We start from the raw sequence: 12,026 nt of genomic DNA, 5'->3' as shown, positions 1-12,026 counted from the left end.
CGGAGACACACCGTGTCAGATATCTCCGACTATATCATTTCGCATTTCAAGCGCTCCTCCCGTGAAATCGGCGAGGTGGAACGGCGCATCCTGGAACTGTCGCACCAGAAGAAGCTGGTTTCGAGCGACACCAATGCGGAATTTTCCGCCGGGGCCAGTGTCGGTGACAGGCTGGCGGACAATATCGCCAAGGTCGGCGGCTCCTGGGGTTTCATTCTCAGCTTCTGTTTTTTCCTGATCTTCTGGGCCATCATCAACACCATCGTGCTGACCACCCGCGCTTTCGACCCCTACCCCTTCATTTTCCTCAATCTGCTTCTCTCCATGCTGGCCGCCATCCAGGCGCCGATCATCATGATGTCGCAGAACCGCCAGGCCGCCCGCGACCGTTTCGAGGCCGCCAAGGACTACGAGGTGAATCTGAAGGCCGAGCTTGAGGTGCTGTCGTTGCATGAAAAGATCGACGTGAAGGTGCTGGCCGAACTGGCCGCACTGCGCCAGGACCTTGCAGCGCTTCACCGCCATGTCGCTCGCAAGGAAGACTGACGCCGAAAAAATTCATCCCCGCTTTTCCCCGCCCCGCGACCCGCTGTTAGATTAAACGCAGTCCCGCCGGGTGGACGCCAGACGTGGCGAAAACCGAGGGACGGTTCTGAAAGGGACGGTGGCGCGTTCGTGACGACAGGACCATTTCGCAAAGCGCGGTGCACGGCCCTTTGCGAAATACGGCATGGTGAAAGACCCGGCTGCGCAACGCATCCGACCCACACCAACCTCACATGAAGCGCAGCCTGGGATCGCCCGGTGCTCTCCATCCATACCCCGCATGGCAGCGCCGTGCGGGATGAAGGTGTTGGTTTTTTTGGGGCGTATTCAGGAAGTGCGCGGGGCTTTACCCCCCTCTGCCCTGCCGGGCATCTCCCCCTCAAGGGGGGAGATCGATCTGCAGCGAGGTTTCGCCCCTCTCAACGTTTGAGGATGAAGCGACAAAAGGGCCTCCTGCTGATCTCCCCCTTGAGGGGGAGATGCCCGGCAGGGCAGAGGGGGGTAAGCCACACCCACCCTCGATCTCCCGAAAATCCACCCCCAGTTACGAATCCGTCAGATTCTTACGCTACAGATTGACGCAGGCGTTTGTTGCATTGCACTCTTGCGGGCAAGGCTGACCGGGGAATCACTCCCCATCGTCAAAATGGCATCACGACCATTTCGCGGCGACGCCACGCCGGATGCGACATCCGGTCATCGCAATATTCTGTTCCGGGGTTTTTCATGCACCAGTTCGATCTGATTGTTGTCGGCAGCGGTCCGGCGGGTAGACGGGCCGCCATTCAGGCCGCCAAGCTCGAAAAGAGGGTTCTGGTCATTGAGAAGGGCAGCCGCGTCGGCGGCGTTTCGGTGCATACCGGCACCATTCCTTCCAAAACCCTGCGCGAAACCGCGCTCAACCTCACCGGCTGGCGCGAGCGCGGATTTTACGGCCGCGCCTATCGCGTCAAGCAGGAGATCGATGCGGAAGACCTGCGCCGTCGCCTCCTCATCACGCTGGATCACGAGGTGGAAGTGCTGGAACACCAGTTCGCCCGCAACCGCGTGCAGCACATTCGCGGTACGGCAAGCTTCATCGACGCCAACACCATGAAGGTGGTGAAGAGCGACGGCGAGATCATGACTGTCACCGCCACCTCCATCCTGCTGACCATCGGCACCCGCCCCTACAGGCCGCCGCATATTCCCTTCGATGGCGAAGCGGTGCTCGATTCGGACGAGATTCTGGAAATCAAGGAACTGCCGCGCTCCATGATCGTCGTTGGCGCCGGCGTCATCGGCATCGAATATGCCACCATCTTCAGCGCGCTCGACACGCAGGTAACTGTGGTGGAACCGCGCGAGACCATGCTGGAATTCATCGACAAGGAAATCGTCGAGGATTTCACCTATCAACTGCGCGACCGCAACATGAAACTGATCTTCGGCCAGAAGGCGGAAAAGGTGGAGCGCGACGAGAGCGGCAAATGCCTTGTCTCGCTCGGCAACGGTCGCGTGCTGAAGGCCGAGACCGTCCTCTTCGCCGCCGGTCGCGTCGGCGCCACCGATACGCTCAATCTTTCCGCCTGCGGGCTGGAGGCCGATAGCCGTGGCCGCCTGAAAGTCGATCCCGAGACCTTCCAGACGTCTGTGCCGAACATCTATGCCGCCGGCGATATCATCGGTTTCCCGAGCCTTGCCTCCACCTCCATGGAACAGGGCCGCATCGCCGCCCGCCACGCCGTTGGCGCCCCTGCCGGCGAACCGCCGCAATTCTTCCCCTATGGCATCTATGCCGTGCCTGAGATCTCCACCTGCGGCCTGACGGAAGAAGAAGTCATCGAACGCAACATTCCCTATGAATGCGGCATCGCCCATTTCCGCGAAACCTCACGCGGCCACATCATGGGCCTCGACAGCGGGCTCTTGAAGATGATCTTCTCGCTGAAAACCCGCCGCCTGCTCGGCGTCCACATCGTCGGCGAAGGTGCGACCGAACTGGTGCATATCGGCCAGGCGGTGCTGAACCTGAAGGGCACGGTGGAATATTTCGTCGAGAATACCTTCAACTATCCCACACTTGCGGAAGCCTACAAGATTGCCGGGCTTGATGCCTGGAACCGGATGGGTGAGATCAAGAAGGATTGAGGCTTTGTCGCGGGTAAGGAGATAATCTGCAATGTTCGAAAACATCTCCTGCCGTCATGCTCGGGCCTGTCCCGAGCATCTGCAACGTCTCGGTTTATGAGACGTGATTAGATCCTTGGGACAAGCCCAAGGATGACGCCGCGTATCGAGCGAGAATGCCGGTCGTACGCATTGCTTAGACGACAGGTCACGCATACCCTCACCACCGAATGCTATACCGCGCACTCACGCCGGGCCGGAAATGATCCGCATAGCCCTGATCAAGCGTGCCGCGCACAGTCAGGTGATCGCCAATCTTCTGCTCCACCGCCACGCCGCTGCTGAACTCATTGAAACTGTTTCGGCTCGCCCCCGTCAGCACAAAGGCCGTGCCGGTTTCCGACCGGGACAGGCGCAGCGACTGCGACACATCCAGCCCGTTCCATTGCTGCGCCGTGCCGTCATAACGGACGGTGAAATTGCGGTTCGCCTCGATATCCAGCTCCGGCGTGACGACACGTTTCTGCCGCGAGGTCATGGAGATACTGCTCGACCCCGTCAGCGCATTGAAAATGACGCCGACATCACGGGCCAGGGAAACGCCAGGCAACTGTTCGGCGAGCAGCGTGACATTGCCCCATAGCCGCACCGGCGTATCGACCAGCTGCCCACCCTTAGACGCGCTCATGCCCATTTCGAGGCCCGCCCGGATCGGCGTATCGACCGGCAGCTTCGCGCCGATGCGCGCCGTATAGGAACGGTCTGAATTCTTGACCGGCTTCCAGATCAGCCCGGCCTCATCAGCATGGGCCGCGGTGCCAGTGGCGGTGAAAAGAGACAACAGGAGGGTAAAACCCATTCTTGGCGACATATCTTGTCCCCTGGCAAATTAAGGGCGCGCCGGGAGAACCCGGCAGGCACGGTAAAAGCGTAAGGCCAATGGTTGGCAGCGACGAGGCCGCATCGAGCGGCGCTTCATGCCCGAACGGCCGCTGAATACGACCTGAGCAAATCATGCCGCGCAGGGTGCCAGATGAACGGGAGATGAACAAGAGCAGATGCAGCAAAAAATCATGCTGCACTGCATTGTGATCGGAACAATGGCGCGGGAAGTTCGGCCGCTACCCTTTTTCGACCGGAAGCGCGCAGCGGGCGAGAATATCATCGACCACCACGGTCAAAGGTCTGGATGAATCGAGGACCGTTGCGTCAACGGGGATGTCTTCCTTCGTTGCATGGAGTTGCAGGACAAATTCGCGCTCCTGCGGGTTTCCGCCGAACTCGTCCGCGGGTCTCTCGATCAGCCGTTTTCGCAAGGTCTCGCTATCGAGATCGAGAACGAAGACCTCATCGAACACATCCATGAAACGCTGAAAATTTCTCGAGCCACCGCAAAAGAATGTGAGTGCGTGGCTGCGGTCGGCGGCGATCCGCCGAACCTTTTCGACATCCCAGATATGATGCCGATGCCGGAAAGGCATATCGGTCGCATCGCCCCGCAACAACGCGGGATCGAGCGGTTCGCCGGTTTCAGGGTCGCCCTTGTAGGCAAGCTCCCGGTCGCCGTGGATCACATGATGGCCACGCCGCTGAAGTTCTATCGCAACCGAAGTCTTCCCGACCCCGGAGACACCCTCGACCAAGTAATTTCTCACACCCATGGCACTGCCGTTCGACATTCCTCGACTATGGTCCTTGAAGCCTGACCCAGCATTATGGGTTTCGACTATAATAACCAGGAATGACGCAACGATGTCGAAGGATTGAGAAACGGGCGATTGCGTAGCTGAACAAGCGGGGCGCCCAAACAAAAAGGCCGCAGCTTTCGCCGCGGCCCTTCCATTCAATCAGCTTTCGCCAACCAAGATTATTCAGCGTCGCCTTCAGCGGCCTTCTTCTTGGCAGGAGCCTTCTTCTTCGGAGCGGCTTCTTCGCCTTCAGCGGCGTCGTCAGCCTTGGCAGCAGCCTTTTTCTTGGCAGGCGCCTTCTTCTTGGTTTCCGTTGCTTCTTCGCCGTCGTCAGCCAGAAGCTCTTCCTTGGAAACGGTCTTGTCCGTTACCGAGATTTCGGTGAGCAGCTTGTCGATGACCTTTTCTTCGAAGATCGGAGCGCGCAGCGAAGCAGAAGCGCCTGGCGTGTTGCGGAAGAAATCGAGGATTTCCTTCTGCTGACCCGGGAACTGCTGCAGCTGCTGGAACAGCGCGCGCTGCATTTCTTCTTCGGTCACTTCGACGCCGGCCTTTTCGCCGATTTCGGAGAGAACGAGGCCGAGACGGACGCGGCGTTCAGCGAGCTTGCGATATTCTTCGCGGGCTTCTTCTTCGGTCGTGTCTTCGTCAGCAAACGTCTTGCCCGACTGGGCGAGATCGGTGTTGATCTGGCGCCAGATATTGTCGAACTCGGCGTCGACGAGGCCAGCCGGCGTGTCGAACTTGTACATTTCGTCGAGCTGGTCGAGGATCTGACGCTTGACCTTCTGGCGGGTGACGTTGCCATACTGGCTCTCGATCTGACCCTTGACGATTTCCTTCAGCTTTTCAGCCGATTCGAGACCGAGCTTTTCAGCCAGTTCGTCGTTGATTTCAACGGCGGCAGCGGCAGCGACTTCCTTGACGGTGATGTCGAAGTTGGCTTCCTTGCCGGCAAGGTTCGCAGCCGGGTAATCGGCCGGGAACGTCACGGTGATGGTCTTTTCCTCGCCGGCCTTGACGCCAACGAGCTGGTCTTCGAAGCCGGGGATGAAGCGGCCCGAACCGAGAACCAGTTCAGCGTCTTCAGCAGCGCCTCCATCGAAGGCTTCGCCGTCAACCTTGCCGAGATAGTTCATCGTGACGCGGTCGCCTTCAGCGGCCTTGCCCTTCTTGGCTTCAAAAGTGCGGGCGCTTTCGGCGATCTTGAGGATCTGCTCGTTGATTTCGTCTTCGGAGACTTCAACAACTTCGCGGGTAACCTTGATGCCGTCATTGGCCTTCAGTTCGATGGCCGGAATGATTTCGTAGGCAACGGTGAATTCGAAATCGGATTCGGCCGACAGGATCTTTTCGGCTTCCTGCTCGTCTTCGGTCATCGAGATGGCCGGCTGCGTTGCGGACTTTTCGCCACGGCTGGAGAGGATTTCGGTCGGCTTTTCACGAACCAGCTCGTTGACGAGATCGGCCATGATGGACTTGCCGTACATCTTCTTCAGGTGGCCAACCGGCACCTTGCCGGGACGGAAACCGTTGATGCGAACCTTGTCCTTGGCGTCAACCAGGCGCTCGTCCAGACGGGCCTTCATGTCGGCGGCCGGAATAACGACCTTGAGTTCGCGCTTCAGCCCTTCAGCGAGCGTTTCGATAACCTGCATTTTCTCAAACCTTCACATCATGGCGGCGGTGCTCAGACAGCCGTTGGTTTACTTTCGAGCACTGCACTGGAACAACGTCCCGGCCGTGGCTTCTGTTATTTCGTTGCACAAGCGCCTGCCGGACACCTTCGCGCCCGCGCCTGAGACAGCTTGAGGGGCACCCCAAAAGCCCTCGCATCTTATAAAGATGCACTCTGGCGCAAGCATGGCGCAGCCATGCCTTGCTTGTGGTGCGGGTAGAGAGACTCGAACTCCCACGCCGAAGCGTTGGTACCTAAAACCAATGCGTCTACCAATTCCGCCATACCCGCACGTTGGGCGGCGGTATGTCACAATGTTCTGAAAGGGTCAAGCGCGCCTTATCGCCGCCTTTCGTTTCCTCCGGACTTTTCTCACCCGCAGTACCGGCGGCGGGAGCCGTCGGCGGGCGCCGCTTATTCGCCGCCCTGACGGGGGGACAGCGCGCGACAGCCGGGCAGAGGCAATCTTTGGGCGGAAAACGGCAAGCCGCCCCCCCATCCTCCCTCGCCTTCCCGACCCGGGCCGCCCGGCGCATCGCATGCCGGCAAGGGGAGAAAAGTAGACAATATTTATGGAGCTGCATTGACATTATATATAGCGCCCACCGCAGCCGGATTGCAGGCCCTTGCTCCAAATCAGCGATGGAGGGCTTCTGCACCCTTGCCCCGGCATTATCCGGTCATACCGCACGCTCTCGCACGACCACCCACCACACGATCACCAAAAGCTCATAAAATGGTCACAAATTATGCACGAATCGTCGCAATCGGCCTGATTTACCGGCTTGCATTGCAATGAGCGCATAGGTGACATCTTGCTTTGTCTGTTTTTGTTTTGATTAAACCGATTATATTCATGGCCATACAGAGATCGAGTTCAGCCCCGGACCAAAGCCTCCCAAGACTGGCCGTTGAGACTGAACAGCACGAAGAGGAAGATGAAAATGAACATTGCACGCTCGCTCACCAACTGGCGCAAGTATCGTCAGACCGTAACCGAACTCGGCCGCATGACCGACCGCGAACTGAGCGACCTCGGCATCGGCCGTCAGGACATCCGCCGCGTCGCCAAGACCGCCGTCGGCTTCTGATTATACGCCCGCCGCTCCTTGCGGCGGATGCGAGACGACCTACTCAAAAGGCCTGAGGCTCCCGCCTCCGGCCTTTTTTCGTTTTGGGCGGTTCTCCGGGGCGAACCGGCATTGCCACAGCCGCCCGCAGGGTCGGCAGATGAAAAATGCATCGATGGCCGACCCCATTTACGCAACGCCCGGATAGCGCGCGCCCTTCCCGATGCGTCTTTTTACACCGGCAAGCCCCTTTTGCGCCGCCAAAGGCTGCCAAACCCGTCGAAACCGCCTGAAACACAGGCATTTCCGCTCATATTTTGCTCAGATGATATTCAAAGCCGCAAATTTAGCCGACATAGTGCACAAATGCATGGCAGTAGCCTAAAATCTGCACTGCACAACATGGCTCAATGTCTATATATAAACCTCAACAGCCGAGAGCACAGAGAAACGCTGAGCCGGCCGACGAAATCAACAGAGATAGATTGAGGAAACGACCATGAACCCTATCCGCATCGCAAAGAACTGGATCTCCTATCGCCGCACGATCAACGAACTCGGCAGCCTGTCCAACCAGGCCCTGAGCGACATCGGCCTGACCCGTTACGACATCCGTAACGTTGCTTCCCGTTCGTTCCGCTAAGGCGTAAACGATCGTCCCGCTGCCCGACCTCCAGGGCGCGACGATTGAGCGACAGGTTTTAAGAAAACGGCGCCTCGGGCGCCGTTTTTGATTCTAGGTGTTCGGCTTGAGTTCGGCCTTCAACATCGCCCAGCATTGAGAATCACGAGGAAGGCCGGGCATCGCGGCACACTTCTTCTCCCCGCCGGGGAGAAGGTGGCCCGAAGGGTCGGATGAGGGGGCAACGTTGCCGTATCCCTCTACCCTCGCCCCCTCATCCCGCTGCCGCGGACTTCTCCCCGACGGGGAGAAGAAACAAGTGGCGCGCGCTCACTCCCCAAAAAACACTTGCCTGCTTTTTAGCCCTGCAGCGAAATTGGTAGCCTGACCATCTTCATATCCCTTCCCCGCAAAAACATTTGGCTGCCCAGGCCATGCATGCTAGTGCATCCCGCAACAATGCCGCGTCCCCAAGGGACCCGCGCGGAACCATCACTCGAATGACAGCCGCCGGACGGGAGCTTTGCCCCGCGCGCGGTTCATGGACGCCAGCATGCAAGACAAGACCACTTCTCCCATTCATGTCGTGGGCGGCGGACTGGCCGGCTCGGAAGCCGCATGGCAGATCGCGCAGAGCGGCGTGCCTGTCATCCTGCACGAAATGCGCGGCGTGCGCGGCACAGATGCGCATAAGGGCGATACGCTGGCGGAACTGGTCTGTTCCAACTCCTTCCGCTCCGACGACGCGACGGCCAATGCGGTCGGTGTCATCCATGCGGAAATGCGGCTTGGCGGCTCTCTCATCATGGCCTGCGCCGATAAACATCAGGTGCCGGCCGGCGGCGCGCTCGCCGTCGACCGCGACGGGTTTTCGCAGGCCGTGACGGATATGCTTGAAAATCACCCGCTGGTGACAATTGTCCGCGAAGAAGTAACAGGCCTGCCGCCAAAGGAATGGGGCAGCACCATCATCGCCACCGGCCCGCTCACCTCGCCGGATCTGGCGGCAGCGGTTCAGGCCGAGACGGGCGAAGATGCGCTGGCATTCTTTGATGCCATCGCGCCCATCGTGCACCGCGACAGCATCAACATGGATATCTGCTGGTACCAGTCACGTTACGACAAGGTCGGCCCCGGCGGCACGGGCAAGGATTACATCAACTGCCCGATGGACGAAGAGCAATATAACGCCTTTATCGATGCGCTCATTGCCGGTGATACGGTCGGTTTCAAGGAATGGGAAGGCACACCCTATTTCGACGGCTGCCTGCCGATCGAGATCATGGCGGAGCGCGGCCGCCAGACGCTGCGCCACGGCCCGATGAAGCCGATGGGCCTGACCAATGCCCATAACCCGACCGTCAAGGCTTATGCCGTCGTCCAGCTGCGGCAGGATAATGCGCTCGGCACGCTCTATAATATGGTCGGTTTCCAGACGAAGCTGAAATATGGCGTGCAGGCGGATGTGTTCCGCATGATTCCCGGTCTCGAAAATGCGGAATTCGCCCGCCTCGGCGGCCTGCACCGCAACACCTATATCGATTCCCCCATCCTGCTGGACCGCTCGCTAAGGCTGAAATCGCGGCCGGACCTGCGTTTTGCCGGCCAGATCACCGGCTGCGAAGGGTATGTGGAAAGCGCCTCCGTCGGGCTTCTCGCCGGTCGCTTCGCCGCTGCGGAGCGGAAGGGCGAGGCTCCTAGCCTGCCGCCGGCCACCACAGCGCTCGGCTCGCTGCTCAACCACATCACCGGCGGCCATCTCTCTTCCGATGATGAGCCGGGCAAGCGTTCCTTCCAGCCGATGAACATCAATTTCGGCCTGTTCCCGGAACTGGAGCCGGGCTCCATCGTCAAGCCTGATGGCGTGAAACGTTTTCGCGGCAAGGACAAGACCATCATGAAGCGCCAGCTCATCGCAGCGCGGGCGCTGAAGCATTGCGCCGCGTGGCTTGGCGTGGAACACGTCGCAACGGAACAAGAGAGCGACGCAACGCCATAGGCCTGCCCCGCATCTATCGGCCAGAATAAAGGGGCATGTGTCCGCACACGCCCCTTTTCCATTCCGGGTCACCGGATTTTGCCTTGCCCGGCCAGTCGCGCTCGGGCAAAACCTTTTTATTTCGACATTAAAAGACTGAGGAGATCGAATATGGACGTTCGCGCCGCCGTTGCCATTCAGGCAGGAAAACCGCTCGAGGTCATGACCGTTCAGCTTGAAGGTCCCCGCGCCGGCGAAGTGCTGATCGAGGTGAAGGCCACCGGCATCTGCCACACCGACGATTTCACCCTCTCCGGCGCCGATCCGGAAGGCCTGTTTCCGGCCATCCTTGGCCATGAAGGCGCGGGTATCGTCGTTGATGTCGGCCCCGGCGTCACTTCGGTCAAGAAGGGTGACCACGTCATTCCGCTCTACACGCCGGAATGCCGCGAATGCTATTCCTGCACCTCGCGCAAGACCAATCTCTGCACCTCCATCCGCGCCACCCAGGGCCAGGGTGTGATGCCGGACGGCACCTCGCGCTTCTCCATCGGCAAGGACAAGATCCATCACTATATGGGCTGCTCGACTTTCTCGAACTATACGGTTCTGCCCGAGATCGCGCTGGCCAAGATCAACCCGGATGCCCCCTTCGATAAGGTCTGCTACATCGGCTGCGGCGTGACGACCGGCATCGGCGCCGTCATCAACACCGCTAAGGTCGAGATCGGCTCCACCGCAATCGTCTTCGGTCTCGGCGGCATCGGCCTCAACGTGCTTCAGGGCCTGCGCCTTGCCGGCGCGGATATGATCATCGGTGTTGATATCAACAATGATCGTAAGGCCTGGGGCGAGAAGTTCGGCATGACCCACTTCGTCAACCCGAAGGAAGTCGGCGACGACATCGTGCCCTATCTGGTCAACATGACGAAGCGTAATGGCGACCTGATCGGCGGCGCGGACTATACGTTCGACTGCACGGGCAATACCAAGGTCATGCGCCAGGCGCTGGAAGCCTCACATCGCGGCTGGGGCAAATCCGTCATCATCGGCGTTGCGGGTGCGGGCCAGGAAATATCCACGCGTCCGTTCCAGCTCGTCACCGGCCGCAACTGGATGGGCACCGCCTTTGGCGGCGCGCGCGGCCGCACGGATGTGCCGAAGATCGTCGACTGGTACATGGAAGGCAAGATCCAGATCGACCCGATGATCACCCACACCATGCCGCTCGAAGACATCAACAAGGGCTTTGAGCTGATGCACAAGGGTGAATCGATCCGCGGCGTCGTGGTTTATTGATTCCAGGCGAAGGCGGGCGCGCCTGACGGTGCGCCCGCCATTCGTGCAAATGTGATTGCCAAGAGTCTGCTGCAGCCATGGCGATTAACGGCACGGTAAATCTATCGTCGTAAGCCGATACTGCGCGGTGGAGTTGAAAACCTCTCCCCGGCCAGAGCAAGGCCAGACAGCGGAGAGCCACCCGTGAAAATCGTACCGATCGACAACGGAAACCGCGCCGCCGCCGTTGGCCTTCTGGCGAAAGGTTTTCCGGAAAAAAGCGAGGCCTTCTGGGCTCGAGGCCTGTCGCTTATCGGTGAACATCACGAGCGGCGTCATCTCGGCCCCATCGGCCAATTGCTGATGAAGGGCGGCGATGCCGCAGGCGTGCTGCTGACAATCAGAAGCCGTCTGCCCGACACCAACAGAGTTATCGTCAATCTCTCAAGCTGGTATGTCGAGCCGTCCTGCCGCTGGTTCGCGCCGCGCATGTTACAGATGGCGTCGTCGGACGAAAACGAACTCTTCACCGATCTTACCCCCTCGCCCGAAGCCCGCCAGCTGAACGAGCGGCTGGGGTTTCACACGGTGACAAATTGCACATTGTTTTATCCGCTGCCGCTCACGACTTTTCGCCCGACAGGCGGACGGCTTCATCCGTTCACACAGACAACGGCGAAAACTCTCTCTTCAGAAACACGCGACATGCTGGAAGACCACGCCCGTCTGGGCTGCATCGTGGCCATTCTGGAAGCGGAAGGCCGTCCCTATCCTCTGGTTTTCCTGAAAACCATAACCAAAAAACTCCCCTCCGCCCGCCTGATCTATTGCGAGGACCGGCAGATCGCGCAAAGCCACCTGCCCGCCATTGCCCGCCACCTGCTGGGTAAAGGCCGGTTCGCGCTCACCATGGCGGCTTGCGAGGAGGACCGAAAGGCGGCCGGCTTTGCCGCACATAAAATTGCACCAATACAAGTAAAAGGCGCATGGAACCCACAGTTTATTAACGAAACATACTCAGAGTTGGTGTTATTGCCACCTTAGGTATTCTAGTGAA

At 59.4% G+C, this 12,026-nt stretch carries 10 protein-coding genes and 1 tRNA gene; 7 read left to right on the top strand and 4 right to left on the bottom strand.

Annotation, left to right across the window (positions count from 1 at the left end; all coding sequences use genetic code 11):
- Nucleotides 1-12 precede the first annotated feature (12 nt).
- Nucleotides 13-546: a DUF1003 domain-containing protein gene (locus ACQZ48_RS18900; RefSeq protein ID WP_077982190.1), complete on the top strand. Its 534-nt coding sequence runs from the start codon at nucleotides 13-15 to the stop codon at nucleotides 544-546.
- A gap of 726 nt (nucleotides 547-1,272) precedes the next feature.
- Nucleotides 1,273-2,676: a Si-specific NAD(P)(+) transhydrogenase gene (sthA, locus tag ACQZ48_RS18895; protein ID WP_137410458.1), complete on the top strand. Its 1,404-nt coding sequence runs from the start codon at nucleotides 1,273-1,275 to the stop codon at nucleotides 2,674-2,676.
- A gap of 199 nt (nucleotides 2,677-2,875) precedes the next feature.
- On the opposite strand, the gene ACQZ48_RS18890 is transcribed toward sthA, so the two are convergent.
- The 4 genes from ACQZ48_RS18890 to ACQZ48_RS18875 all read right to left on the bottom strand — a co-directional run bounded on the left by ACQZ48_RS18890 (nucleotide 2,876) and on the right by ACQZ48_RS18875 (nucleotide 6,312).
- The gene (locus ACQZ48_RS18890) at nucleotides 2,876-3,526 is read right to left on the bottom strand and encodes a hypothetical protein (RefSeq protein WP_077982188.1); all 651 of its coding nucleotides are present in this window, start codon (nucleotides 3,524-3,526) and stop codon (nucleotides 2,876-2,878) included.
- Nucleotides 3,527-3,776: 250 nt separating this feature from the next.
- Entirely contained in the window at nucleotides 3,777-4,316 is a 540-nt protein-coding gene (locus tag ACQZ48_RS18885; protein WP_137411018.1) for an AAA family ATPase, read from the bottom strand.
- A gap of 206 nt (nucleotides 4,317-4,522) precedes the next feature.
- Entirely contained in the window at nucleotides 4,523-6,001 is a 1,479-nt protein-coding gene (gene tig / locus ACQZ48_RS18880) for a trigger factor (protein WP_191218238.1), read from the bottom strand.
- Nucleotides 6,002-6,229: 228 nt separating this feature from the next.
- Nucleotides 6,230-6,312, bottom strand: a tRNA-Leu gene (locus ACQZ48_RS18875).
- Nucleotides 6,313-6,965: 653 nt separating this feature from the next.
- Here ACQZ48_RS18875 and ACQZ48_RS18870 point away from each other — a divergent pair.
- The 5 genes from ACQZ48_RS18870 (at nucleotide 6,966) to ACQZ48_RS18850 (ending at nucleotide 12,013) form a co-directional block, all read left to right on the top strand.
- A complete protein-coding gene (locus tag ACQZ48_RS18870; protein ID WP_004433052.1) occupies nucleotides 6,966-7,112 on the top strand; it encodes a DUF1127 domain-containing protein in 147 nt (48 codons plus the stop codon).
- A 478-nt stretch (nucleotides 7,113-7,590) separates the two neighbouring features.
- A complete protein-coding gene (locus ACQZ48_RS18865) occupies nucleotides 7,591-7,734 on the top strand; it encodes a DUF1127 domain-containing protein (protein WP_003515516.1) in 144 nt (47 codons plus the stop codon).
- Nucleotides 7,735-8,254: 520 nt separating this feature from the next.
- Nucleotides 8,255-9,712 carry a methylenetetrahydrofolate--tRNA-(uracil(54)-C(5))-methyltransferase (FADH(2)-oxidizing) TrmFO gene (gene trmFO, locus ACQZ48_RS18860; RefSeq protein WP_448729173.1) on the top strand — a complete coding sequence of 486 codons (1,458 nt, stop codon included), beginning with the start codon at nucleotides 8,255-8,257 and terminating at the stop codon, nucleotides 9,710-9,712.
- Between the two features lie 150 nt (nucleotides 9,713-9,862).
- A complete protein-coding gene (locus ACQZ48_RS18855; RefSeq protein ID WP_077982185.1) occupies nucleotides 9,863-10,990 on the top strand; it encodes an S-(hydroxymethyl)glutathione dehydrogenase/class III alcohol dehydrogenase in 1,128 nt (375 codons plus the stop codon).
- A 282-nt stretch (nucleotides 10,991-11,272) separates the two neighbouring features.
- Nucleotides 11,273-12,013 (top strand): hypothetical protein, encoded by a 741-nt coding sequence (locus ACQZ48_RS18850; RefSeq protein WP_448729180.1) that lies wholly within the window; start codon nucleotides 11,273-11,275, stop codon nucleotides 12,011-12,013.
- Nucleotides 12,014-12,026: the final 13 nt, after the last annotated feature.

The organism is Agrobacterium sp. 22-209-1, from assembly GCF_053522485.1.
Note: the sequence above shows the minus strand (reverse complement) of the source record. Positions and strands in the feature narration are given on the sequence as shown.

Bases quoted from the DNA above. Each gene is read 5' to 3' on its own strand.
- sthA (WP_137410458.1), top strand. From the start codon at position 1,273: ATGCACCAGTTCGATCTGATTGTTGTCGGCAGCGGTCCGGCGGGTAGA.
- ACQZ48_RS18890 (WP_077982188.1), bottom strand. From the start codon at position 3,526: ATGTCGCCAAGAATGGGTTTTACCCTCCTGTTGTCTCTTTTCACCGCC.
- ACQZ48_RS18885 (WP_137411018.1), bottom strand. From the start codon at position 4,316: ATGGGTGTGAGAAATTACTTGGTCGAGGGTGTCTCCGGGGTCGGGAAG.
- tig (WP_191218238.1), bottom strand. From the start codon at position 6,001: ATGCAGGTTATCGAAACGCTCGCTGAAGGGCTGAAGCGCGAACTCAAG.
- ACQZ48_RS18870 (WP_004433052.1), top strand. From the start codon at position 6,966: ATGAACATTGCACGCTCGCTCACCAACTGGCGCAAGTATCGTCAGACC.
- ACQZ48_RS18865 (WP_003515516.1), top strand. From the start codon at position 7,591: ATGAACCCTATCCGCATCGCAAAGAACTGGATCTCCTATCGCCGCACG.
- trmFO (WP_448729173.1), top strand. From the start codon at position 8,255: ATGGACGCCAGCATGCAAGACAAGACCACTTCTCCCATTCATGTCGTG.
- ACQZ48_RS18855 (WP_077982185.1), top strand. From the start codon at position 9,863: ATGGACGTTCGCGCCGCCGTTGCCATTCAGGCAGGAAAACCGCTCGAG.